Consider the following 25,559-nt stretch of genomic DNA (forward strand, 5'->3'; position numbering starts at 1 on the left):
AAAGGCCTTCCCTCATCGTCATGAGGGAAGGCCTTTTTAGTTAATCACCTTGATTGACACCTATTTGGTCAATATAGACTTTTCCTTTCTCTGATGCATTAAATTCAAATGTAAGAGCATTCATCTTCTTCGGATTAAAGGCATCGTTTGCTTCTAAGAATTGCTGCATCGGGATATTAAAGGTTTGGAGAACCGGTTCAGTAGGTTCACCATAACGTCCTTCTTCGAAGTATTTTGTTTTTGTGTGTTGAATAGGAAGAACACCTTGCAACTGCATGACGTCACTCAGCTTAACACTAGCGGACGCTCCGTTATCTGAACTAGCCGTGATTGTGAAATCAACAGGTTGCTGGTCAGATGGATCTGAAAGGTTTGCTGCTGTGAATGTTAATGAACTGTTCATTGTATAAGCAAATGGATCCTGAAGGGCTTTCTTGAAATTTAATTTGTACGTGCCGTTCTTTGAATAGGAATGATCCCATTTCAAAAAGACCCCATGAGTACCTCTTTCTTTATCGCGTCGAAATTCAAGCTCTCCTTCATACCATTGCAGCAAGCTATTAGCCTCTATGGTGATATATGGAGAAGTCGCTGTTGTGACATCAACGTCCTCCTCAAAGGTGCTATAGATATGATACGAAGGATCTTCATATTTACTAATGTATGTTGTATCAGGTAGCCATTCGAGAGCATAGCGATAATCTTCAAACATCGGTTGATAAGACTCATTTTGATGAAGCGTTGCCTCAAGAAAGCCAGCAACAAATGTACGTGCTATTTGACGTTGTTCAGTGCCTTTAAGAAGAGGGTCTTTATTTAATAAAAGCGTGAAAGGGAAATACGTATCGTTTTCTCCCCACGTTGTGTTAAATTGTCCGTGATTGGCGCGATCAATATAAAGAGCTGCTTTCATAGCTTCTTTTCTGCCACTTAAATCAATCCCATTATACTGTCGGTCGCCTTCGAATTCCGATAAATCACTATCATAAGAACCTTGAAGCAATAAATAATTGACATCATCCACTTCGATTTTTCGATCTGAAAGTGTTTGATAATCTGTAGGTGCAAGTGCGATAACAGTTTCAATATTATAATGGAAATCAAAAGTCATGTTCCCGTTATTTGGGTAACGATCAAGGTCATTGAATTTTGCTGCTAAAATGGCAGCTTGACCACCGCGTGAGTGACCTATTAAAGCAATTTGATCCATATTCACTTTATTGAATAATGGATTATCTTTTTGAGACGATAATTTCTCCATTTCTTCAATATGTTTAAGCAGCAACCAGGCGCGTCCATTAATGTCTCCTGCGAGGCCACCAGACCATGATGAATTGAAGAAGTTCTCATCTACTGATACTGTTAAAAAGCCACGACTCGCGAGTAACTCACCTAAATAATTGTAGCCCTCATCTGAGAAGTCCTCCATCTTATGATTTCCATGGACAATAAAGACAAGAGGAAAAGAACCTTTTCCTTTAGGCATCCATACGCGTCCATTAAGTGGCACATTGGTGTCTTTAAAGCCCCAGAACCACTCGCGTTCTTTGGACCATTCTCCAATCATACTTGAAGCGTTAACTGACATCGTTTGAATATCAACTTGCTCTCCAAATTCAGGACGTTGCTTATCCTTTCCACTTCCATATGTATAAGTAGTTACATCAAATGAGCCGTATTCTGAAGGGTTATCACTAACAGGTGAGAGCGGCTCTACATTAATAGAAAGGCGATCATTCATCAAACCAGGTGTGAATAACCAGTATGAAAAAGCTGACGTTGCTAAAATACCAAACAGTAGCATGATCATAGACATTGGCTTTTTGATGCCTTTAGAAAGAGGGTATCCGAACATGGCGCCAAGGATGATACCGACTGCAATTAAGAGATAGGAGAGCGGAAGGATGTTCTCTAATTGACGAAATTGATCTAATGTATAAATGGTTATAGCAAGCGAGACTCCAATACTTGCAATGAGAAGAGAGGGTAATCTTTTGAAATGCTCTATGAACCATGTACCAATCTTAACGGTGAGCAGTGTACTGACAACTGCTATTAGTAGGAAAAGAATAACGTCCATTATTTGACCCAGTCCAGTATGAAAATCAAACCCAATCGAAAAGATTAGCAGCATTGTCATAATAAGAGCGCCGTAGGAAGCTCCTTTCCATATGGTTTTAAAGAAGGATTGTAATGGTTGAGTAAAAGAAATCAATAAATGCTTTAATTTATTTCGGTTGTGTGTATTTTTACGCGTTTTTTCAAATTCAGGTTCGTGTTCCACGCTAATCCTCCATTTCTTATCCTGCTGCTTTCATTATAGCAAATAGGAAATGAGGAAGAATGTTAAATCTAAGAATGCCGCAATTGAATGAGAATTGGCTCGGTGAGTCTAGCACATATTTCGTTCATTTAATTGTAAAAAATGATCGCTGCATAGTATTTGCTTCTCCTTTGTATAAGTCGTACAATAGGAATTAAGAATTAATGTGAAATATTTCACAAACGTATGTTTGATGTGAAACTAAAGGTGGGGGATCAGGTGAAGAACGAACTTAAAGCGTATGCTTCAGGTTTTAAAATCACACACTTGTTCATGATTTTAGGTGCTCTTATTATTGGCGCATCCATTATTGTACAGGCGTTTCTTACAGTAGAAATAGTGAATCGGGTATTTATTGAGAGACTAGCATATTCAGAAATTTCACCGTATCTCATTGGCTTACTGATTGTCATGGCGCTACGCCCTTGCGTATCTTATTTAATGGGAAAAGCAGGCGTAAACATGGCCACTATTGTGAAACAAAGAATAAGAGAAGCGCTTTTGAATAAATTTTCTCGAGACGCACTTCTAACGTCTTACCAGGGTCAATCTGGACAGAAAGTGAGCGTTTTACTAGATGCGGTGGATGAGATTGATTCCTATTATAGTCAATACATTCCACAAGTGTTTAAAACGGCGGTTATTCCTTTCTTTATTCTAATCGCAGTTTCAACTCAGCATATTGAAACAGGGCTAATAATGATCGTGACGGCTCCATTTATTCCACTCTTTTATATTATTATCGGCATTCGTACTCAGAAAAAATCCGAGGAGAAGCTAGAGCAGATGACCGTTTTTTCTGGTCGCTTTCTTGATGCAATTCAGGGTTTGACTACGTTGAACTTGTTTCGTCAATCGAAGAAATATCGCTCGATTATGGAAGAAAGTAGCTTGAATTATCGAGATGCAACGCTCGAAGTTCTTAAGGTTGCGTTTGTTTCATCCCTTATGCTTGAGCTTATTTCAATGTTAAGCATTGGGATTATCGCTCTTGAGATTGGTCTTCGTCTCATTGTGTTTAATAGCATGTCTTTTGCTACAGCCTTTTTCCTTCTTATGCTTGCTCCTGAGTTCTATCTTTCCCTAAAGGAACTAGGCAGTGCTTTTCATACTGGTAGAGGTAGCATGAGTGCAATGAAAAAGGTAAGTGAAGAACTTCATCGTGAAAGTGACGAAATGAAATGGGGAGATCGATTACTTGAAACGAAGGAGAGGCCACCACTGTTGGCGTTTAAGAACGTTTCCTATCGCTATCAGGAGAGTGGATTTGGGTTATCCTCTATTGATCTAACTATTAAACCTTATAGCAATACGGCCGTGATTGGTCGGAGTGGATCTGGAAAATCGACGCTTTTGAATTTGCTTGGTGGATTGCTTCCACCTCAAGAAGGTGCCATTACCGCCGACGAACTTCCCCTAACAAGTTTAGAAGAAGAAAGCTGGTTTTCAAAGATAAGCTTTATATCACAAAATCCGTATTTGTTTACTGGAACGATCGCTGAAAATATCGCGATTGGATCAAAAAGTACGGATAAAATACAAATTGAAGCGGCGGCTGAGAAAGCTGGTATTTCCTCGTTTATTGCTTCTCTTGAAAATGGTTATGAGACGGTTATTGGTGAATCCGGAAGAGGGATATCTGGAGGAGAGAAGCAGAGAATTGCGCTTGCTCGAGCATTTATAAAACAACCAGAGATTATTTTATTTGATGAACCAACAACGGGACTTGATTTATATACAGAGAAAGTTCTTCATACTTCGATCAAAGAACTTTCAAAAAACGCAACAATTATTACTGTAGCACACCGTATCCATACAATACGAAATGCCGATCATATTATACTTCTTGATAAGGGAAACTTGATCGCGGAAGGAACCGATGAATCGCTTTACGCTTCAAGTGAGTTGTATCGTGGTATGGTTGATACGCAGAAGGCGGAGGTCACATTATGAGAGAGCTAGCATTTGTATGGCGTGAGATGCTGACAGAGAAACGGGATATCCTCCTCTCGATATTATTTGGTTTTATTGCGGGGATAACAGCTGTTGCCTTGTTTGCTTCTAGCGGCTATTTAATTTCGAAGGCAGCCTTATCGTTACCTGTGTTTGCATTAGCGATTTTAACAGCTGTTGTGAAATTTTTTGGACTTGCCCGCGCAGCTGGACGCTACTTTGAAAGGATATATTCTCATCGCGCGACGTTTTCCATTTTAAGCAACATGCGCGTCTCCTTCTATAAAAAGCTTGAGCCAATAGCAGCAGGGTTGTCACAGCGATATCGCAGTGGAGATCTGCTAGGTAGAATTGTAGGAGATATTGATCGACTGCAGCATTTTTACCTTCGCGTTTTTTATCCACCTATTGTTTTTATTCTCATATTCCTTGTTACGATTTGGTTTACGCTATTCTATTCTTTCGAAATTGCACTTCTAATGTTACTCGGAGTGATTTTTACAGGGATTGTGATTCCGGGTTACTTTGCGTGGAGTATTCGAAAAAAGGATCGAAAGGTTCGTTCAAGTAGAGGAGAATTTGCTGCTGATTCAGCTGAGTTTTTCGCTGGTTATCGTGATTTGAAAATCATGAGTGAGGTTGAAGGAAAGAAAAGCGATCTTAGAACAAAATCCAACGACTATGGGATTGCTCAAAGCAAAGAAGGAAAAGCAGAAGTGCTTCATCAAGCCGTTAATTCATTTGTGTCTTTATTTGTAACCTGGAGTGTTATTGGGGGCGGTTCATATCTTGTTACAACGGGAGAACTAGATGGCGTGTTTCTTGCCATGCTTGTCCTGATCTCTTTAACGTCCTTTGAGAACGCAGTGCCATTGGCTATCATGCCTGCTTATTTGCAAGATAGCATAGTAGCTTCGAAAAGACTGTCATCTGTAGAAGGGAAGCCATGGGTGGAAGAGAAAGAAGAGGTGGATCTTCCGAAAGAGAAAGCTTTTTCTCTGTCGGCAAGAAATGTCACTTTTTCTTATCCAAATGAAATACGAAAGTCATTAACTAATGTAACGGTTCATATTCCAGCAGGAGGAAAAACGGCTATTGTTGGACCAAGTGGTTCTGGAAAATCGACTCTTTTACAACTTTTCTTAAAATTCTTTGAGGGAAGTGGCACATTACAGATGAATGATCGTTCCATCCAATCGCTTTCCGAAGAGAATATCTGGAGCGAGACGAATGTCGTCCTGCAACAAAATCATTTCTTTTCAGGTACGATTCGTGATAATTTGCTTCTTGCCGGAGAGTCGTTATCCGATGAAAAGTTAATGAAAAGTCTTCAAGCTGTCCAACTAGAACACTTTTCTCTTGATTATAGCGTGCACGAAAAAGGATCCAACCTTTCTGGTGGTGAGCAACAGCGCCTTGCTATCGCCCGTTCCTTCTTAAAGGGTAAACGAGTCTGGTTATTAGATGAACCGACTTCCTCAGTCGATCTTCTTACTGAAAGGTCAATTCTCAAGCATCTTTTTGAACAAGCGAAAGAGGATACGCTTCTATTGGTCAGTCATCGGTTAAACAATCTTGAACAAATGGATCAAATTATCGTAATGGATTCAGGTCAAATCGTAGAAAGTGGTACGTATAAAGAATTGATGAAAATGAAGGGCTATTTCTATCAAATGAGAGAAATAGAGAAAAGTGTCCTTCTTTAATATTGATGGAGTCTCATCTTCCAATCGCTTACTGAAAGAAAATAGCGGTTGGAAGTTTTTTTGTTGACTTTTTTAATGGACATTGTTGATTTGTGGATCAATAGAGAATCGACCTTCGAACTAATGCTATGACAAAAAGAAGGGGGAAGTCTTCTTTATATGGAATTTTATAGGGATGATCTAAAAAGGAGGGGATTTATTGTTAAACAACGTGAGTGTGTAACCGTGAAAGTACCTAATATGAAACAAGCGCTAGCCTTTTGTACGAAAGTTTTGGATTTCGAGGTATTAAAAGAGGATGGCTCTAAAATTGTGAGCCTTTTTCATGAAAACATACCAATTGTCTTAGAAGAGGAAGCGGTTCAATCTGATAGTAAAAACGTGCTGCTCGGAATTCTATCTACTAGCATTCGTCAGGATCCTTTTGATCCAAGCGCCTTAGCGATAGTTGAATATAGTTAGGATAGATAAAACACCTACTACCATATACGATCACATGTACGATATACTAATAGCTAGCGTATTTTTTTGAGAGAGGAATGTTACCTTTGGCAGCTGTTTGTATTATCGCCGAAAAGCCAGATCAGGGAACGCGTCTTGCCGCCCCTTATCCAACCGAAAAAAAACAAGGATATCTCTATATTAAACCTAATCCTGATTTTCCTGATGGAGCCTATATGACCTGGGCTGTAGGACACTTGTGTGAACTCGTTCCACCTGAAACATACGAATCTTCATGGAAGAAGTGGTCTCTTCAAACCCTTCCGATGATTCCGACACAATTTCAATATCAGGTAACGAAAGGGAAATGGAAACAATTTAATGTCATTAAAGAACTCGTTAACAAAAAAGAAGTAGGATCTATTATTCACGCGGGTGATGCTGGGAGAGAGGGTGAACTCATCGTCCGTACAATTTTGAATCAGGCTCGTTGTAAGAAACCAATGAAGCGACTTTGGATTTCTTCATTAACAGAACGTGCAGTAAAAGAAGGATTTCAATCACTGTTAGAAGAAACAGAAACGCGTAATCTTTATTACGAGGCTTATGCAAGATCTTGTGCAGATTGGGTCGTAGGAATTAACGCCTCACGCGTGTATACACTTCTTTTTAAACAAAAAGGGTTACAGGATGTTTTTTCTGCAGGAAGGGTTCAAACGCCTACACTAGCATTAGTCGTTCAACGAGAGAAAGAGATTGCGAACTTTAATTCAGAGCCGTTTTGGGAAGTGAAGGGCACATTTGATTACAATGGAAAAATGATTGTTGGAAAATGGATTAAAGAAGATCAAACGAGACTTGAGTCGCCCGAAATGGCCCAAGCCATTGCTCAATTTTGTGAAAATAAGGACTGTTTAGCGAGTGAGGTTAAGAAAGAACGGAAGCAGTACAAAGCTCCCTTCTTGTATCAACTATCATCTCTTCAGTCTACTGCCAACAAGCGCTATAAATTTTCACCGAAAAAAACGTTGGATATTGCTCAGAAGCTTTACACAAAGGGGAACATTTCGTATCCAAGAAGTGATTCTAGTTTTGTCACCAAGGATGAAGCGGCAGAATTCCCTTCGATTTTATCAAAGCTTCAGAAGCAGCGAGCTTATCAAGAGTATTTTCCACTAAAACGTGACTCGCTCTTAACGGACAAGCGATTTGTGAATGCTGCGAAAGTAAGTGATCACTATGCGATCATTCCAACAGAACAGGTGCCAAACCTGGATAAATTATCAGGTGATGAAGCTAAAATATATGATTTGATCGCACGAAGTTTACTAGCGGCGCACGAAGAGGCATCGATTGTCGATTATACAACTGTGCTCACACTCGTTGATAACAGAGCCCTATTCCAATCAAAAGGACAGGTGCGAATTCAGGAAGGATGGCAACGAATTATCCCATCGAGCCAGAAGGATGAAGAGTTACCACCTATTGAAAAGAACGAACAAGGTAAAGTTGTATCTGTAGAAGTAACAGAAGGCAAAACACAGCCGCCAAAACGATTTACTGAAGGACAGCTTATTACAATGATGAAGACGGCCGGTAAGCATTTAGATGATGAATCTCTTGAGAAGATCTTGAAAGACACAGAAGGACTTGGGACTGAAGCGACTAGAGCGGGCATCATCACAATGCTCAAAGATCGCAAATACATCGATGTTGTAAAAAACCAGGTATTCGCAACGGAAAAAGGCATGTTATTGATCGATTCGATCGGAAATGCCGTTCTTTCAAGTCCTGAAATGACAGCGAAATGGGAGCAGCGGCTAAAACAAATTGGAAGTGGCGAGGCTTCTCCACAAGCGTTCATGGAATCTGTGAAGAAACTTGCAGCGAAGCTAACCTCCGATGCAGTTGAATCTTCTGCATCATGGGATTTAAAAGATATTAAGATAGAAGCACAGCCATCCAAAAAATCACTAGGAAAAAAGGTTGGCACATGCCCACTTTGCGGTTCTGACGTACTGGATAAGGGGAAATTATTTGGATGTAGTAGTTATGCTAAAACAAGTTGCCCGTTTACAATCTCCAAACGAATTCTTGGTAAACCTATTTCGCAAACGAACGCTAAAAAAATTCTAACTGAAGGAAAATCCAATGTAATCAAAGGGCTGAAAAGTAAAAAAGGGACGTTTGATGCCGCGCTTGTATGGAGCCCGGATGAGAAAAAACTAACATTTGAATTTGAAAAGAAGTAATTTTAAGCATGCCTTTCATATGGGCATGCTTTTTTTGAACTAATTTTCTCACCTAACACACTCTTTATCAGGATGATAAACAAGTTGCGCTTGTTAATACGTTGTGACAAATTCATAAGTTTGAATAAATATTAAAAAAACTGTTGTATATATATACTTATATATGTATAATCATTCAATAAGCAATGAAAGAGGGAGTGGAAATAGTGAAAGCAAGTATAGTCGGTGCTAGCGGATATAGCGGCCTTGAATTAATTCGCTTATTGCTTAGTCACCCTGAAGTAGAAATTAATACAATTGTATCTCCATCTAACGCAGGAACGAACGTACATGATGTTTTCCCACATCTCACGAATATACAAGTAAGTCAGTTTGAAGCGCTTGATGCAGAGAAGCTTGCTTCCGAGTCAGATGTTATCTTCTTCGCAACACCAGCTGGCGTGAGCAGTCAATCTGTTCCTTCACTGCTAAATATGGGTGTTCCAATGATCGATTTATCCGGAGACTTCCGATTAAAGAATGGGGATTTATACGAAAAATGGTATAACCATTCATCTCCACCAGAAGGAGCTTTAACAGAAGCGGTATATGGATTATCGGAATACTATTCAGAAGACATCAAATCCGCAAACTTAATTGCCAATCCTGGATGCTATCCGACGGCAACGCTACTAGGTATTCTTCCAATCATTCAAAAAGGATGGGCTGATCCATCGTCTTTAATCATCGATGGAAAGTCGGGCCTTTCAGGTGCAGGACGTAAAACGAGTCTTACAGCCCATTACTCTGAAGTTAATGAAAATGTATCAGCATACAAACTTGGCAAACATCAGCATATCCCTGAAATAGAACAAGTCATATCGAATCAAATCGGTGAAAATGTAAATGTATCGTTCTCTACTCACCTCGTCCCGCTTACAAGAGGGATGATGTGCAGTATGTATGTCAATCTATCTCATGATCGATCCGAAGCAGAAGTGATTGATCTTTACCAATCAATCTATGAGGATCATCCATTTATCCGCGTGATGCCTGAAGGGAAATGCCCCTCAACAAAAGGTGTTTCCGGTTCTAACTACTGTGATATTGGTCTTTCTGTAGATCCGAGAACGAATCGCTTAACGATCATCTCGGTGATTGACAATTTGATGAAAGGTGCCGCTGGTCAAGCGGTACAGAATATGAATCTACGATTTGGTTATCCTGAGACAGCAGGTCTTAGTTTATCTCCAGTATTTCCATAAATCTACTAAACGAAAGGGTTGAATGCTTTGGCAACATCGACTGTAAGTGAGGAACTTTTTTCAATCGTAAAAGATGGCACAGTTACTTCTCCTAAAGGATTTGAAGCTGGTGGGTTTCATGCAGGTTTAAAACGAAAGCGTAAAGATCTTGGCTGGATTAAATCGGTTGTACCAGCGAATGCTGCAGGAGTGTTTACAATGAATACTTTCCAGGCACCGCCATTAAAAGTGACAAAAGAAAGTTTAGTAGATGGAAAACTTCAAGGCCTAGTTGTTAATTCGGGAAACGCCAATGCGTTTACAGGAAAGAAAGGCCTTGAGGACGCATATGAAATGCGTAAACAATTCGCAACTGTGATGGGTCTAAAAGAAACGGAAACGGCTGTTACTTCGACGGGGGTCATTGGGGAGTATTTGCCCATGGAAGCCATTATCAAAGGGATTCATCACATTCCAAACTATGCAGAAAAAACGAGTGGCACCGATTTTGCTGAAGCGATCGTTACGACAGATACAATGACAAAACAGGTAGCCGTAACGTGTCAGATTGATGGAAAAGACATCACCATTGGTGGCGCTGCAAAGGGATCAGGAATGATCAAGCCAAACATGGCCACGATGCTGGCTTTTGTAACGACCGATGCAGAAGTAGAAAATAACGCTCTTCAGTCCGCATTAAGCTCTGTGACTGACACGACTTATAACATGATCACAGTTGACGGTGAAACGAGTACAAATGATATGGTCCTTCTTCTAGCAAATGGTCAGGCGGAGAATGAAGAATTATCAGAAAGTCATCCTGAGTGGCAAACGTTCTTAAGTTCACTAGAGTATGTTTGTCAACAGTTAGCGAAATTGATCGCTAAAGATGGCGAAGGGGCTACAAAACTCGTTGAAGTTCACGTAAAAGGTGCGAAAACCGAAAACGGGGCGAAAGCCATTGCCAAATCTGTTGTAGGTTCTAGTTTAGTAAAAACAGCTATTTATGGAACCGATGCAAACTGGGGACGAATTGTTTGTGCCATTGGGTACAGTGGTGAATCTGTCCAAGAGGATTCTCTTTCCATATCACTTGGACCCATTAAAGTAGTGGATTATGGTATTACAACGGAATTTAGTGAGGAAGAGGCAAAAACCTATTTAGAAAACGAGAACATTCATATCTATATTGATTTGCATAACGGAAATGAAGAAGCAACAGCATGGGGGTGTGACCTTTCTTATGACTATGTCAGAATCAATGCCTCCTACAGAACATAATCAAAAGTATTTTGTGATTAAATGTGGTGGAAGTATATTAAATCAGCTTCCAGACTCATTTTACCTTGACCTAGTAGCTATGAAAAAACAAGGATATCATCCCGTACTCGTTCATGGTGGAGGCCCTGAAATCTCAAGGATGCTTGATAAGCTATCAATTCAGACAACATTTGTCGATGGACTACGTGTCACAACGGATGAGATGGTCGATACAGTTGAAATGGTACTGAGCGGTAAGGTGAATAAGCAGCTCGTGAGGAAGATCCACCATGCAGGAGCGAAAGCCATTGGCATTAGTGGCGTAGACGGAAAGCTGTTTACATGCAAACAGTCTAATGAATCACTCGGCCGTGTTGGGGAAGTCATCCATGTAGATAAATCACTAATTGAACAACTCTCTCAAGCTGGGTACATACCTATTATCTCACCAATCAGTACGGATGAATCTTTCGAACCTCTTAATATTAATGGGGATGAAGCCGCATCAGCTGTCGCTCAGGCGCTGCATGCAGATATTTGTCTCGTTAGCGATACGCCAGGTGTGTATGAAGAAATTGATGGGCAAAAAGTTATTTTCAGCACACTAGATGAGCCAAAAATAACAAGTTTAATAGAAAAAGGCACGATTATTGGTGGAATGATCCCTAAAGTGAAAGGAGCGATTGCCGCTCTTTCGGATAAAGTCTCCTCGGTTATTATTGTTGATGGTCGAGAAGAGAATGCCCTGCTAAAAGCAGTCGCACATGAATCTGTTGGAACGCGAATTGTTCGAAAGGAGTCTTTAGAATGTCACTAACTGAAACGTCACAAACAAGCATCATGCAAACATATAATCGACTTCCGATTACTGCCGTTAAAGGTGAAGGAAGCTTCCTATATAGTGAAGACGGAACAAAGTATCTTGATTTTACTTCCGGAATTGCCACATGTAATCTTGGTCATCAACCAGCTGCGATTAAAACAGCCGTTACAGAACAGTTGGATCTCCTCTGGCATTGTTCGAATTTATACCATATCCCAAAACAGCAGGAACTCGCTGAGGTTCTAACAGCGCAAAGCTGTTTTGACCAGGTGTTCTTCTGTAATAGCGGTACGGAAGCGAATGAAGCAGCGATTAAGCTCGTTCGAAAATGGAGCGGTAAAGAAACAATTGCAACGTTCACGAAGTCCTTCCATGGAAGAACGTTAGGTTCCCTTTCCGCTACAGCTCAACCAAACCTTCAAGATGGATTTGGCTCCATGCTTTCTGGTTTTGAATACTTTCCTTACAACGATTTTGATCGTTTATCAGAAATCGAGGAACGAAAACCAGCAGCCGTCATGTTAGAGCTCGTCCAGGGAGAAGGAGGCGTTCGTCCAGCAGATCAGGAGTGGATTTCGGAGCTTGTGTCGATTTGTAGATCGAACAATATTCTTATCGTCGTTGATGAAGTGCAAACCGGGATGGGCCGAACCGGAACGTTATTTGCTCATGAGCAATATGGTTTTGAACCAGATATTATGACGCTTGCAAAAGGGTTAGGTTCAGGATTCCCGATTGGTGCGATGCTTGCGAAGGAAAGCGTAGCGTCAACATTTGGTCCAGGAACTCACGGAAGTACATTTGGGGGAAATCCACTTGCTTCTGCCGCTGCAACTGCGACGGTAAAAGAGATCGGTTCTTTACTTAACAACGCAAAAGAAATGGGAGACATGCTTATAAATGAATTAAAAAGTTTGTCGGAGCAGCACAATTCCATTAATGAAGTGAGGGGACTAGGTTTACTTCTAGGAATTGAAGTGGCGGATGCCGCGCCTCTTGTTAGTAAGCTTAGAGAAAAAGACGTTCTTGTTTTAAGTGCAGGACCTAACGTCATTCGCATTCTTCCACCTCTTAATGTGAGTAAGAAGGAAGTAGAGCAATTTTTGGAGAAGCTAACCGACGTTTTTAAGTCAGCTGAAGGGGAGGATAAGGCATGAAAAAGGGCTATCTTGTATTAGAAAACGGAGCAGTATTTGAAGGCGATCTAATAGGAGCTTTAGAAGCTTCTGGTGAAGTTGTTTTCAATACAAGCATGACCGGTTATCAAGAGATTGTATCGGATCCTTCTTACGCCGGGCAAATCATCGTCTTCTGTTACCCACAAATCGGTAACTATGGAATAAATAAACTTGATAGTGAAAGTGAACACCTTCATCTTCACGGTGTTGTTACAGGAGAGCAGTGTGAGGAACCTAGTCATTATTTAGCAACAGGTTCCTTCTCAAATGGTCTATTACAGAATGAAATTCCTTCTTTAACAGGTGTAGACACACGAGCCCTCGTTAAAATGCTACGGGATTATGGAACAATGAAAGGACAAATAACGGCTGAACTTCCTAATAACAACGTTGAATGGAAATCAGAGAAATCTTTTGTTCCAAATGTATCAGTAAAAGAAAAAACACATTATCCAGGTGAAGGGCCACTTATTGTGCTGATGGACTACGGGTATAAGAAATCAATTCTTACGTCTCTTCAATCTCTTGGTTGTGCTGTAACAATCATGCCATTTAATACAACTTTTGAGGAAGTTGTTGACCTACAACCAGACGGAGTGGTGTTAAGTAATGGTCCTGGAGATCCTGAAGCATTATCTGCAACTTTTGAGACGATACGGCTTATTAGTGAAAAATATCCAACTTTCGGGATTTGTCTTGGTCATCAGCTTCTCGCTCTTTCACACGGGGCGTCCACTCGAAAGCTAACATTTGGACATCGTGGGTCGAATCACCCGGTGAAGCATTTGGAGACGGGGAAAGTGTTTATCACCTCCCAAAACCATGGTTATGAAGTCGTACAGGAGACCTTAGAAGATACAGGGCTTGCGCTTACTTTTGTTAATTTAAATGATGGAACCGTTGAAGGATTAAAACATCACCATTATAACATTCAATCGGTGCAATTCCATCCAGAAGCACACGCGGGACCTTCAGATACAGCATTTTTGTTCGACGCATTTATGAACCAGATTACAAGAACAGGAGACCAGCACTATGCCTTTACGTAAAGAGTTAAAAAAAGTTGTCATTTTAGGATCTGGCCCTATTGTCATTGGTCAGGCAGCGGAATTTGATTATGCAGGTACACAGGCGTGCCTGGCGCTAAAAGAAGAGGGGATTGAGGTTGTTTTAATAAATAGCAATCCAGCCACCATTATGACGGATTCATCGATCGCGGATCATGTTTATATGGAACCAATGACGCTTCCTTATGTAGAGGAAATCCTCAAAAAAGAAAAGCCTGATGGCATCATTGGCACACTTGGTGGTCAAACAGGTTTAAATCTTGTCGTAGAACTTTATGAAAAAGGGATTCTAGAAAAATTGAATGTGGAACTTCTTGGCACCTCTGTTGAATCCATTCAAAATGGGGAAGACCGTGAGAAGTTTAGACAGCTCATGCTTGATATTGGCGAACCAGTACCTGAGTCGAAAATTGCCGTGACAAGGGAAGAGGCGTTAACATTCGCTCGAGAAATTGGCTATCCGATCATGGTTCGCCCAGCCTATACAATGGGTGGTGAAGGCGGTGGATTTGCAGCTGATGACAACGCCTTGCTTGAAATTGTTGATCGCGGCCTTTCCTTAAGTCCTATTCACCAGGTACTCATTGAAAAAAGCATGCTTGGTTGGAAAGAAATCGAATATGAAGTGATGCGTGACGAAAACGATACGTGCATGATCGTCTGTAACATGGAAAATATGGATCCTGTTGGAATTCATACAGGGGATTCGATTGTTGTTGCACCTTCTCAGACGCTGAATGATTACCAATACCAGATGCTACGAAACGTTTCGTTGAAAGTGATTCGTGCCATTGACGTTATTGGTGGTTGTAATATTCAAATTGGATTAAACCCTGAATCAAACGATTATTACATCATTGAGGTGAATCCGCGGGTAAGTCGTTCGTCTGCATTAGCTTCTAAAGCTACTGGCTATCCGATTGCACGTATGGCTGCAAAATGTGCCATTGGCTTTACATTAGATGAGCTTCCAAATCCAATTACAGGTAATACGTATGCAGCATTCGAACCTGCCCTTGATTATTTAGTTGTCAAAATACCAAGGTTCCCATTTGATAAGTTTCCTGAAGGTGATCGCGTACTTGGAACGCAGATGAAAGCAACAGGAGAAGTGATGGCAATTGATCGAAGTTTTGAAGGTGCTTTAAACAAAGCTGTTCGATCTCTTGAGAGTGGTCATCAATCATTAACAGGCTTATATGAAGAGGTAAGTCAAGAGTATTTAAATGAACAGCTAATGACGCCAACAGATGAAAGACTTTTTTTAATTAGTGAAGCTTTTCGAAGAGGTTATTCTGTAGAGGACATTAAATCACTTACAGCCATTGATAGCTGGTTTCTTCATAAGGTGAAGCGAATTGTTGAAGCGGAAATAAAGATAATGAATCAAACCGATCTTTCTGAAGAATTGCTGATTCATGTTAAGCAATTAAACGTTAGTGATGCCTACATTTCGAAAGCAACTGGAAAAACGATCGATTCGATCATGAGTATGAGTAAAGAAGCTGGCATTCAGAGGGGAATGAAGCAAGTTGATACGTGTGCGGGTGAGTTTGAAGCCATCACGCCTTATTTCTACTCTACGTATTTAGGGAGCGATGAGATGGAGCAGATCAGTGAGCCAGGCATCCTCGTTCTTGGTTCAGGGCCCATTCGAATCGGGCAAGGTGTGGAGTTTGACTATTGCTCCGTTCACGCGACACAGGCAGTTAAGAAGTTAGGCTATCGTGCGATTGTTATGAATAATAACCCAGAAACGGTTAGTACAGATTATAGCGTTGCAGATCGTCTTTACTTTGAGCCGCTCTCACTTGAAGATGTCCTTGCGGTTATCGAGAAGGAACATATTATAGGAGTGGCTGTACAATTTGGTGGTCAAACTGCTGTTAATTTAGCGGAAGAGTTGCACGAGCGCGGAGTTCCAATCCTAGGTACACCTGTTGAGAACATTAATAAAGTCGAGGACCGAGATCAATTTTATCAATTGTTGGATTCTCTTTCGATTCCTTATATTGAAGGGAAAATGGCTTATCAGCCAGATGAAATGGAGGAGCTTGCCGCAGAGTTAGGATTCCCGATCATTGTAAGACCTTCCTATGTGATAGGCGGACAAAACATGTTTATCTTCCGTCATATGGATGAACTGAAACGGTATACGCAAAAATTAGAGAGCAGTTCAAAGAAAATGTGGCCATTCCTTCTCGACCGCTTTGTGGAAGGAATTGAATGTGAGGTCGATGTGATTTGCGATGGAGAATCAATCGCCATTCCTGGCATTATGGAGCACCTTGAACGAGCGGGCGTTCATTCTGGAGATAGCACAGCAATTTATCCACCTGTATCCATTACAGAAGAGCAGAAAGAAACGATTACGATGTATTCTGAAAAGCTATCTCAAGCGCTCGAATGTCGAGGGTTAATGAATATTCAATTTGTCATCGATCAAGGCATCATTTATGTTCTTGAAATTAATCCAAGATCTTCGAGAACTGTACCCGTTATCAGTAAAGTAACGAACATTCCAATGGTTGAATGGGCGATTAAAGCTCAATTGCAAAGTAACTCATTAAAGGCAACGGGTTTATTAGAAGAAAAGCCTTATTACACGGTGAAGTTTCCGATCTTCTCAAATGGAAAGTTAAAAAACGTAGACCATGTTCTTGGACCAGAAATGAAATCGACTGGAGAAGTGCTTGCTATGGCAAAAACATCGGAAGAAGCCTTAAGAAAAGCGGTTGTATCAACGTGGGATCCGAATAAGCTACCTTCTTCCATACTATGTTCGATTAGTGAAGAGCATAAAGAAGCTGCATGTGATGTACTAATGAAGCTTAAAGAAAAAGGTGTCGCAATCTACGCAACCTCTGGAACAGCCAAATTGTTAAATGATAAAGGTATCCAATCAATCGTGATTAAAAAAGATTTAGATGAAATTGAGGCGCTAATGAAAGAAGAGCTAAGCGCAGTTGTATCGATTCCGACAATCGGCAGAGAAAAAGAACGTTCTGGATTTCAAATGCGCGCACTCGCTACACGATATAAAATTCCATGTTTTACGCATCTTGACACGCTTCAGTTATTGGTCTTAGAAGGATCCAAGACACTTGAAGTCAACAGTCTAGAGCATTGGCACCAAATGAAAGAAACTCCAATCGGGCAGGAAGGATGATTGAATGATGCAGTCGGTAAAAACGCAAAATGAAATCGCAGAAGGAATGAAAGGGAAAGATTTTCTAACGATCGCTGAACTTAGCAGTGAGGAGATTCATTATCTTTTGCAAGAAGCTGAACTATTGAAAAAGCTACAAAAGGAAGGAATTCCTCATGAAGAATTAAAAGGAAAGGTGCTTGGGATGATCTTCGAAAAGTCATCAACAAGAACGCGTGTATCATTTGAAGTAGCAATGCTTCAGCTTGGTGGGCATGCTTTGTTTCTTAGTTCGAAAGACATCCAGCTTGGAAGAGGCGAGACGGTTGAAGACACCGCTAATGTGCTAGCAGGGTACCTTGACGGAGTAATGATTCGAACGTTTGGCCATGAGACGATTGAACGTTTTGCCAAAGCTTCCTCAGTTCCCGTTATTAACGGCTTAACAGATACACATCATCCAGCACAAATTCTTGCTGATTTACTTACGATTATCGAGCATAAAGGTCATTTAAGTGGATTGAAAGCAGCTTATTTTGGAGATGGGAACAATGTGGCTCATTCACTTATTGAAGGGGCAGCGAAAGTGGGCATGAATTTCACGATCGCCTGTCCAGCAGGTTATGAACCAGATGAAGGGATCGTAGCGAAAGCGAACGAAGTAGCAAAAGCAAATGGTTCGGTCATTGAGGTAACCGCTGATCCCCTTGCAGCTGCTAAGGATGCGGATGTTTTGATTACCGATGTTTGGGCGAGTATGAGGCAAGAAGACGAGCAAGCTGAACGTGAGGGCGTTTTCGAACCCTTTCAGGTGAATGAGGAGTTATGCATAAATGCTGATGAAAATTACATCTTTATGCATTGTCTTCCAGCGCATAGAGGAGAAGAGGTTACAGCGGAAATTATTGATGGTTCTCATTCAGTTGTATACCAGGAAGCAGAGAATCGTCTCCACGCTCAAAAAGCACTTTTGAAACTTTTATTAAAAAGTTAAATTTTTTTCGTGCAATTTGAATAAATATACGTTATCATAGATATTAATACAAAGATAAGGAGTGGATGACATGGCAAAAGAGAAAATCATTCTTGCTTATTCCGGAGGTCTTGATACCTCCATTTCGATAAAATGGTTAGAAGAAAAATATGGATACGAGGTTATTGCTCTTGGACTTGATGTAGGTGAAGGGAAAGATCTAGAGACGATCAAGGAAAAGGCACTGAATGTGGGTGCCTCAAAAGCTTATATGATTGAAGCGAAAGAACTTCTTGCTGAGAACTATCTTTTACCAGCATTAAAAGCAAATGCATTATACGAAGGGAAATACCCGCTATCCTCAGCACTGTCACGTCCCCTCATTTCAAAGCTTCTAGTTGAAGCGGCTGAACGTGAAGGAGCTACGGCAGTGGCACATGGATGTACAGGAAAAGGAAATGATCAGGTTCGCTTTGAAGTATCGATTCAAGCGTTGAATCCGGACTTGAAAGTGATCGCTCCTGTTCGTGAATGGGGAATGACGCGTGATGAACAGATTGCTTACGCACAAAAAAAAGGGATCCCGGTTCCTGTTAAACTTGATAATCCATTTTCAATTGATGCCAACATTTGGGGGCGTGCATGTGAAGCTGGTGTACTTGAAGATCCGTGGGCTGAGGCTCCAGAAGCCGCATTCGATTGGACAGCACCAATTCACCTAACACCTGATGAGCCGGAATACATTGAAATTGATTTTGTAGAAGGCTGCCCAACAGCACTTAATGGCCAAAAGATGGGGCTAGTTGATCTTATTGAGAAGTTAAATGAAATTGGCGGCGTCCACGGTATTGGACGTATTGATCATATTGAAAATCGTCTCGTTGGAATTAAATCCAGAGAAGTATATGAAAACCCAGGAGCACTCATTTTAATTAACGCTCACAAAGAATTGGAATTTTTAACTCATACGCGTGAAGTATCACAGTTCAAAACGACGATTGATCAGCAGCTTTCAAAACTGATCTATGATGGTTTATGGTATTCACCACTTCGTCAGGCGCTTGAAGGGTTCATTAACGAAACCCAGAAAGTAGTAAGTGGTAAGATTCGTCTTAAATTACACAAAGGGTCAAACACAGTAGTTGGACGTAAATCAGAGAACTCTCTCTATAACGAACAACTTGCAACATATCTTAAAGGTGATCTCTTTGATCATGACGCTGCAGTTGGATTCATTAAACTATGGGGATTACCTACAAAAGTGAATGCGGAAGTTCATAAGAAGCAAAAAGTAACTCAATAAGGAGATGTTAGTGTGTCTAAGCTATGGGGTGGACGCTTTACGAAAGAAACGAATAAGCTTGTAGAAGAATATACAGCTTCGATCCAGTATGATAAAGAACTAGCAGAAGAAGATATCGAAGGCAGTCTGGCCCATGTTCAGATGCTTAGTGAATGTGGTGTAATTAGTTCCTCTGACATGGAAGAAATCAAGCGAGGCTTACTTGTTGTTCTTGAGAACATTCAGAATGGAACGTTTGTATACGATGTATCTCAAGAAGACATTCATATGAACATTGAAAAAGCACTCATTGATGAAATAGGACCTGTTGGAGGAAAGCTGCATACCGGTAGAAGCCGTAATGACCAGGTTGCAACGGATATGCATATGTACCTTATTAAAAAGGTTAACCATTTTATTTCACACATCGAAGAGGTTCAGCAGGCGATTCTAAGCCAGGCTGAATCTCATGTTGAAACTGTTTTACCAGGTTATACACATTTGCAGCGTGCTCAACCTGTATCATTTGCCCATCATATGCTGGCGTATTTCTGGATGTTTGAACGTGATAAGGAAAGATTTCAAGACAGCTTAAAGAGAACGAGTATGTTACCGCTTGGTGCAGGCGCACTAGCTGGAACAACCTTTCCGATTGACCGCCATCGCACGGCAGAACTGTTAGGTTTTGACGCCGTTTATCCAAATAGCATGGACGCTGTTAGTGATCGTGATTTTATTGTTGAGTTTCTTTCAAATGCTTCCATGCTTATGATGCACATGTCCCGTTTGTCGGAAGAAATGGTGATCTGGAGCAGTCAGGAATTCCAATTTATCGAACTAGACGATTCTTTCTGTACGGGATCGAGTATTATGCCCCAGAAAAAGAATCCGGATGTTCCTGAACTTCTTCGTGCGAAAACAGGTCGTGTGTATGGGAATTTGTTTAGCTTGTTAACGGTATTGAAAGGACTACCGCTTGCTTATAACAAAGACATGCAGGAAGACAAGGAAGGCATGTTTGATACAGCTAAGACGCTTGATGGCGCTCTTCAACTTTTGGCGCCTATGATTGAAACAATGACTGTACAGACAGAAAACATGAAGCAAGCCGTTAATGAAGATTATTCTAATGCAACTGATATTGCGGATTACCTTGTTAACAAAGGAATGACGTTCCGTGAGTCGCATGAAGTCATAGGAAAGATTGTTCTTTATGGTATCGAAAGAAAGAAATATTTACTTGATCTTACGATGGAAGAATTTAAATCATTTACGCCATTATTTGAAGAAGATGTTTTTGAAGTGCTTAAGCCTGCTAATGTGATGAACGCAAGAAAAAGCTATGGAGGTACGTCACCAGAGCAAATCGCGATTCAGATTAGTTTAGCTCATCAGCATGTGAAAGAGAATGCATAAAGGGCCCTATCCGAAAGGATAAGACCCTCATGAAGAAGGAAGTTATTAGCGTTTGCTAAACAAGCGATGGGGTAGAACGGTAGTTGTCTTTTGGAGACACCTCTTTCTAATGAAAGTTGTTAGAGCCTTGTTTTACCAACAGAGTAGTTCAACGCGACCATCTCCTTAAAAGCTTCCGTTTTCCTTATGCACTTTTGTTCTTCCCTCTTCACTAATTATCATGGCCACTTTCATCTGCTTCTATACATGCCCATTCAAACTTTTTTCGGATACTTTTTTTCCGTAAGTGGGAGAATACGAAGAGGTGAAAGGAGGGGTAAGATGGGCCGAGGAAAGGCATTTGATCATAAGAAAAAAGGAATGGAACGTGAACGACCGAAAACAGCAGATCAAACAAAGTTCCCTCACGAAGCATCAACAGGGCATAAAACAATTCAGAATGAAGAACGCGAAGAATAAAGTAAGCTTCCTGCAATTGCAGGGAGCTTTTTACTTTTGACGAGAAACTAAGCTTGCTTTCTTGAGGTTCATTTCCAACTCCAGTAAAATTAAATATAGATGATTGAAAAGGGGACTTTTAAATGAATTCAGTAGGTCTTGTACTAGAAGGCGGAGGGATGAGAGGCGTTTATACGGCAGGCGTTTTAGAGTATATGATGGAGCACGAGTTGTATTTTCCTTATGTGATTGGCGTATCTGCTGGTGCATGTAATGCAGCTTCATACCTCTCAAGGCAAAATGGAAGGAATCGCAAAGTACTTATTGATTATGTGAATCATCCCGAATACATTTCATACAAGAATTTATTTCGTAAAAAACAGCTGTTTGGTATGGATTTAATCTTTAATGAAATTCCTTCTACTCATGTACCGTTCGATTTTGATGCATTTCAGAATGCTACTGAGCAATTTGTTATTGGCACAACAGATATCTCTACCGGGAAACCTTATTATTTTAATAAGAAAGATGATGGTGAACAGATTCTTTCGATTCTAAGAGCATCGAGCTCATTACCATTCATGGCCCCGCCCGTTCAAATTAATAATCGTTTTCACCTGGATGGCGGTATTACAGATCCGATCCCTGTTCAAAAATCGGAAGTCGATGGCAATAAAAGTCATGTAGTCGTTTTGACCCGCAATGAAGGATATCGAAAGCAGAAATCAAAGTTATCATGGATGATTCAACGTCTTTATCGGAAAAATCCTGCGCTCGCACAAGCCATTACAAAGCGATATATTCATTACAATCAAACACTTGATCATATAGAAGCAAATCGGGAGAATTATTTTATCATTCAACCTTCAACACCTCTTGAAGTAGCACGGATAGAAAAGTCACAGCTTCGTCTCACGACTTTATACAATCAAGGATATGAAGAGATGAAAAGGCATCATAAAGAACTAGAAGCTTGGCTTGAAAAGAGGGAGTTAGCGAAAGAAACTGTTTGAATGTGTGATCATATGTTTAAGAATATAGCTAACTTGGGAACAGTTCTCCAACACTATGTAGGAGGTCTTTCAAGTGAAAAGCTATCAACTATACATTAACGGTGAATTTACAAATAGTCATTCAGAAGAAATGCTCGAAGTGATCAATCCAGCAACAGAAGAAGTGATTTCAAGAATTCCGAAAAGTGATGAGAATGACGTGCAGCGTGCAATTGAAGCTGCTAAAGCTTCCCAGAGAGATTGGGAAAAGAAACCTTCAATTGAACGAGCTGAATACTTATATAAGATTGCCGATAAAGTAGAAGAGAAAAAAGAAGCTTTTATTAACATGTTGACTGAAGAAAATGGTAAAACAGTAGATGCTTCAAAGGCAGAAGTAGACCTAACGATTGATTACTTCCGCTATATGGCAGGTTGGGCAAGACGATACGAAGGAGAAGTACTCCCAAGTGATCGCCCGAATGAGAATATTCTTGTTTTCAAAAAGCCGATCGGAATCGTTGGCGGTATCGTGCCATGGAACTTCCCAATGTTTATCTTTGCTCGAAAGGTAGCCCCAGCGTTTGTCACAGGCTGTCCGATTATTATTAAGCCAAGTCAATATACGCCAAATACAGCATGTGAGCTAGCAAGTATTATCCATGAAATTGGCGTACCTAAAGGAGTGTTTAGCTTAGTTACTGGTAAAGGTTCAGACATTGGTACGCCACTTGCTTCTTCACCAGACGTACAAATGATTAGCTTAACGGGAAGCTATCCAGCTGGTTCAAAAGTAATGGAAGCGGCTGCTAAAAACATTACAAAAGTGAACCTTGAGCTTGGTGGTAAAGCGCCAGCGATCGTAACAAAACATGCGAACGTTGACCTAGCCGTTGAGAAGATTACGACATCTCGTATAACCAACAATGGTCAGGCTTGTACAAATGCAGAACGTGTATATGTGCATGTAGATGTAGCCGAAGAATTCATCTCGAAAATTACTAATACTTTTAAGAATACAAAAGTAGGGGACTCTTTAAACGAAGATGGATGTGACATTGGTCCACTTGCGAACAAACAGCAAATCGATTCTGTCGAAGAAATGGTGAATAATGCAGTGAAAGCTGGTGCTGTTGTGAAAACAGGTGGGAAGCGTGTAGATCGGGACAAAGGCTTTTTCTTTGAACCTACTGTTCTTACTGATGTATCCCAGGATATGAACGTTATCCAAGAAGAGATTTTCGGACCAGTCTTACCGATTGTTGTATATAGCGATTTTGACAAAGTTCTAGAAATGGCTAACGATACTCATTATGGACTATCTTCATCGATCTTTAGTGATAACATGCACGAAGTGATGAAAGCATCGAACGTCCTTCGGTATGGTGAAACCTATGTGAATCGTGAGAACTTTGAAGCGGTTCAAGGGTTCCATGCAGGTATGGGACAATCAGGTATCGGTGGTGCAGATGGTAAACATGGTCTTAATGAATATCTTAAGACACACGTAATCTATATGGAGTACGATCAAGATATCAAATAAGAAAACCGGGCATATGCCCGGTTTTCTAATGTTTGAAGAAACTCCGGTCTAGAGCGTATAATAGAAAGGGTTAAGAATATTAATTTGATGAAAAGAGGGAGAATATGTTTGATTCTCGTATTATAGAGTTTGCAGAGAAACTTGTGCAGTATTCTACAAAAATCCAACAAGGTGAACATGTCTTGATTGAAGCCTTTGATGTGAATAATTCGTTAGTGCGGAGCATTGTAAAAGAAGTACATAAAGCAGGGGGCTTTCCTCATGTGAATTTAAGAGATAATCAAATTCTTCGGGAGCTATTGATGAATGCCACAGAAGAACAAATAACAGAATGGGCTGAAATCGACTTAAATCAAATGGAGAAAATGGATGCATATATTGGCATTCGGGGTTCAGAGAACATTAATGAACTTTCTGACGTTCCTGAAGCGAAAATGGCTCTCTATAATCAGATTTACAAAACAAAAGTTCACAGCAACCAACGTGTGAAACATACGAAATGGGTTGTGATGAGATATCCTAATGAATCAATGGCACAGCTATCAGGTATGAGTACAGAAGCATTTGAAGATTTCTATTTCAATGTTTGTACAATGGATTACGCAAAAATGAGTGAGGCAATGGATGTCCTTGTTGAGCGTATGAACAAAGCTGACGAAGTCCGAATCGTTTCCCCGGATACAAATTTAAGTTTTTCTATTAAAGATATTCCAGCTGTAAAATGTGCGGGTGAACTTAACATACCTGATGGAGAAGTATTTACGGCACCTGTAAAAGATAGCGTCAATGGCGTTATTACGTATAATACACCTTCTCCTTATAACGGTTTTGTGTTTGAAAACGTCCAGCTTACTTTTGAAAACGGAAAAGTGATTGATGCAGTTGCAAACGATACAGAAAGACTTAATCAAATTCTCGACACGGACGAAGGTGCACGATATATCGGAGAATTCGCTATCGGCGTCAATCCTTTCATTCGTGAGCCAATGAAAGATATTCTCTTTGATGAGAAAATCGATGGATCTTTCCATTTCACCCCAGGACAAGCCTATGATGAAGCACCAAACGGCAACGATTCTTCCGTTCATTGGGATCTTGTTTTAATCCAACGCCCGGAATATGGTGGCGGGCAAATCTGGTTTGATGATGAGTTAATTCGCAAAGATGGCAAGTTTGTCCCTGAAGCACTTCAAGTGTTAAATCCAGAGAATCTAAAATAAAGAAGAGAAACGCATCCATTGGATGCGTTTTTTTCGTACAGATGACCAATCACATTTTCAGTTCTTTGAATATAAATAAAGAAAACTACTTAAGACAGGAAGTGCCTTCCAATGGAAATACATTGTGATGGATGTACGAAGGAGATGAGAGACTGGGAAACCATTCATATGGTGAAGTTCGATAAATGGTATGTTGGTCATTTCAACTGTTTATTGAACTTGAAAAAAAAATTAAATCTCAATAGACCGATTAAGTGGGATAAACTAGAAGGAAAAAAGGATAACCAGAAAGACTCAGATGGAAAAACTGCAAATTAGATC

General features: G+C 40.4%; 19 protein-coding genes. 18 read left to right on the forward strand and 1 reads right to left on the reverse strand.

The genetic code is table 11. The features are described 5' to 3' along the window. Positions 1-40 precede the first annotated feature (40 nt). Positions 41-2,284 carry a hypothetical protein gene (locus IQ283_RS18850; protein ID WP_194221614.1) on the reverse strand — a complete coding sequence of 748 codons (2,244 nt, stop codon included), beginning with the start codon at positions 2,282-2,284 and terminating at the stop codon, positions 41-43. Positions 2,285-2,542: 258 nt separating this feature from the next. On the opposite strand from IQ283_RS18850, the gene cydD reads away from it, so the two are divergent. The 18 genes from cydD to IQ283_RS18940 all read left to right on the forward strand — a co-directional run bounded on the left by cydD (position 2,543) and on the right by IQ283_RS18940 (position 25,556). Continuing rightward, positions 2,543-4,276, forward strand: a complete 1,734-nt coding sequence (cydD, locus tag IQ283_RS18855; RefSeq protein ID WP_242057387.1) for a thiol reductant ABC exporter subunit CydD — start codon at positions 2,543-2,545, stop codon at positions 4,274-4,276. After that, positions 4,273-5,982 carry a thiol reductant ABC exporter subunit CydC gene (gene cydC, locus IQ283_RS18860; protein ID WP_194221616.1) on the forward strand — a complete coding sequence of 570 codons (1,710 nt, stop codon included), beginning with the start codon at positions 4,273-4,275 and terminating at the stop codon, positions 5,980-5,982. Before cydD ends, cydC begins: the two co-directional genes overlap by 4 nt. A 159-nt stretch (positions 5,983-6,141) precedes the next feature. Next, on the forward strand, positions 6,142-6,444 hold the full coding sequence (locus IQ283_RS18865) for a hypothetical protein (protein ID WP_206759491.1): 303 nt from the start codon (positions 6,142-6,144) through the stop codon (positions 6,442-6,444). An 86-nt stretch (positions 6,445-6,530) separates the two neighbouring features. Beyond that, positions 6,531-8,675, forward strand: coding sequence for a DNA topoisomerase III (locus tag IQ283_RS18870; protein ID WP_242057388.1), 2,145 nt, complete (start codon positions 6,531-6,533; stop codon positions 8,673-8,675). A gap of 185 nt (positions 8,676-8,860) precedes the next feature. Continuing rightward, positions 8,861-9,919: an N-acetyl-gamma-glutamyl-phosphate reductase gene (gene argC / locus IQ283_RS18875; RefSeq protein WP_194221619.1), complete on the forward strand. Its 1,059-nt coding sequence runs from the start codon at positions 8,861-8,863 to the stop codon at positions 9,917-9,919. A 27-nt stretch (positions 9,920-9,946) separates the two neighbouring features. Further along, positions 9,947-11,179: a bifunctional glutamate N-acetyltransferase/amino-acid acetyltransferase ArgJ gene (gene argJ, locus IQ283_RS18880; RefSeq protein WP_194221620.1), complete on the forward strand. Its 1,233-nt coding sequence runs from the start codon at positions 9,947-9,949 to the stop codon at positions 11,177-11,179. After that, positions 11,142-11,975: an acetylglutamate kinase gene (argB, locus tag IQ283_RS18885; RefSeq protein ID WP_242057389.1), complete on the forward strand. Its 834-nt coding sequence runs from the start codon at positions 11,142-11,144 to the stop codon at positions 11,973-11,975. Before argJ ends, argB begins: the two co-directional genes overlap by 38 nt. Continuing rightward, a complete protein-coding gene (locus tag IQ283_RS18890) occupies positions 11,966-13,138 on the forward strand; it encodes an acetylornithine transaminase (RefSeq protein ID WP_194221621.1) in 1,173 nt (390 codons plus the stop codon). The genes argB and IQ283_RS18890 overlap by 10 nt, the downstream gene beginning before the upstream one ends. Continuing rightward, a complete protein-coding gene (locus tag IQ283_RS18895) occupies positions 13,135-14,208 on the forward strand; it encodes a carbamoyl phosphate synthase small subunit (RefSeq protein ID WP_194221622.1) in 1,074 nt (357 codons plus the stop codon). The genes IQ283_RS18890 and IQ283_RS18895 overlap by 4 nt, the downstream gene beginning before the upstream one ends. Continuing rightward, positions 14,195-17,395, forward strand: a complete 3,201-nt coding sequence (carB, locus tag IQ283_RS18900) for a carbamoyl-phosphate synthase (glutamine-hydrolyzing) large subunit (protein ID WP_194221623.1) — start codon at positions 14,195-14,197, stop codon at positions 17,393-17,395. The genes IQ283_RS18895 and carB overlap by 14 nt, the downstream gene beginning before the upstream one ends. A gap of 4 nt (positions 17,396-17,399) precedes the next feature. Next, positions 17,400-18,368 carry an ornithine carbamoyltransferase gene (argF, locus tag IQ283_RS18905; RefSeq protein WP_194221624.1) on the forward strand — a complete coding sequence of 323 codons (969 nt, stop codon included), beginning with the start codon at positions 17,400-17,402 and terminating at the stop codon, positions 18,366-18,368. Between the two features lie 70 nt (positions 18,369-18,438). After that, the gene (locus IQ283_RS18910) at positions 18,439-19,650 is read left to right on the forward strand and encodes an argininosuccinate synthase (protein ID WP_194221625.1); all 1,212 of its coding nucleotides are present in this window, start codon (positions 18,439-18,441) and stop codon (positions 19,648-19,650) included. A gap of 12 nt (positions 19,651-19,662) precedes the next feature. Further along, positions 19,663-21,045 carry an argininosuccinate lyase gene (gene argH, locus IQ283_RS18915; RefSeq protein ID WP_194221626.1) on the forward strand — a complete coding sequence of 461 codons (1,383 nt, stop codon included), beginning with the start codon at positions 19,663-19,665 and terminating at the stop codon, positions 21,043-21,045. Between the two features lie 321 nt (positions 21,046-21,366). Next, positions 21,367-21,504 (forward strand): hypothetical protein, encoded by a 138-nt coding sequence (locus IQ283_RS18920; protein ID WP_194221627.1) that lies wholly within the window; start codon positions 21,367-21,369, stop codon positions 21,502-21,504. 122 nt (positions 21,505-21,626) lie between these two features. Further along, on the forward strand, positions 21,627-22,496 hold the full coding sequence (locus IQ283_RS18925; protein WP_194221628.1) for a patatin-like phospholipase family protein: 870 nt from the start codon (positions 21,627-21,629) through the stop codon (positions 22,494-22,496). A gap of 73 nt (positions 22,497-22,569) precedes the next feature. Next, positions 22,570-24,018 carry an aldehyde dehydrogenase gene (gene aldA, locus IQ283_RS18930; RefSeq protein ID WP_194221629.1) on the forward strand — a complete coding sequence of 483 codons (1,449 nt, stop codon included), beginning with the start codon at positions 22,570-22,572 and terminating at the stop codon, positions 24,016-24,018. Positions 24,019-24,122: 104 nt separating this feature from the next. Beyond that, on the forward strand, positions 24,123-25,238 hold the full coding sequence (locus IQ283_RS18935; RefSeq protein WP_194221630.1) for an aminopeptidase: 1,116 nt from the start codon (positions 24,123-24,125) through the stop codon (positions 25,236-25,238). 111 nt (positions 25,239-25,349) lie between these two features. Next, positions 25,350-25,556, forward strand: coding sequence for a hypothetical protein (locus tag IQ283_RS18940; protein ID WP_098443633.1), 207 nt, complete (start codon positions 25,350-25,352; stop codon positions 25,554-25,556). Positions 25,557-25,559: the final 3 nt, after the last annotated feature.

The organism is Pseudalkalibacillus hwajinpoensis, assembly GCF_015234585.1.
Classification (GTDB): domain Bacteria; phylum Bacillota; class Bacilli; order Bacillales; family Guptibacillaceae; genus Guptibacillus; species Guptibacillus hwajinpoensis_B.

Coding starts and splice junctions, on each gene's coding strand:
- cydC (WP_194221616.1), top strand. CDS start 4,273: ATGAGAGAGCTAGCATTTGTATGGCGTGAGATGCTGACAGAGAAACGG.
- IQ283_RS18865 (WP_206759491.1), top strand. CDS start 6,142: ATGGAATTTTATAGGGATGATCTAAAAAGGAGGGGATTTATTGTTAAA.
- argC (WP_194221619.1), top strand. CDS start 8,861: ATGAAAGAGGGAGTGGAAATAGTGAAAGCAAGTATAGTCGGTGCTAGC.
- argB (WP_242057389.1), top strand. CDS start 11,142: ATGACTATGTCAGAATCAATGCCTCCTACAGAACATAATCAAAAGTAT.
- IQ283_RS18890 (WP_194221621.1), top strand. CDS start 11,966: ATGTCACTAACTGAAACGTCACAAACAAGCATCATGCAAACATATAAT.
- IQ283_RS18895 (WP_194221622.1), top strand. CDS start 13,135: ATGAAAAAGGGCTATCTTGTATTAGAAAACGGAGCAGTATTTGAAGGC.
- carB (WP_194221623.1), top strand. CDS start 14,195: ATGCCTTTACGTAAAGAGTTAAAAAAAGTTGTCATTTTAGGATCTGGC.
- argF (WP_194221624.1), top strand. CDS start 17,400: ATGATGCAGTCGGTAAAAACGCAAAATGAAATCGCAGAAGGAATGAAA.
- IQ283_RS18910 (WP_194221625.1), top strand. CDS start 18,439: ATGGCAAAAGAGAAAATCATTCTTGCTTATTCCGGAGGTCTTGATACC.
- IQ283_RS18920 (WP_194221627.1), top strand. CDS start 21,367: ATGGGCCGAGGAAAGGCATTTGATCATAAGAAAAAAGGAATGGAACGT.
- IQ283_RS18925 (WP_194221628.1), top strand. CDS start 21,627: ATGAATTCAGTAGGTCTTGTACTAGAAGGCGGAGGGATGAGAGGCGTT.
- IQ283_RS18935 (WP_194221630.1), top strand. CDS start 24,123: ATGTTTGATTCTCGTATTATAGAGTTTGCAGAGAAACTTGTGCAGTAT.
- IQ283_RS18940 (WP_098443633.1), top strand. CDS start 25,350: ATGGAAATACATTGTGATGGATGTACGAAGGAGATGAGAGACTGGGAA.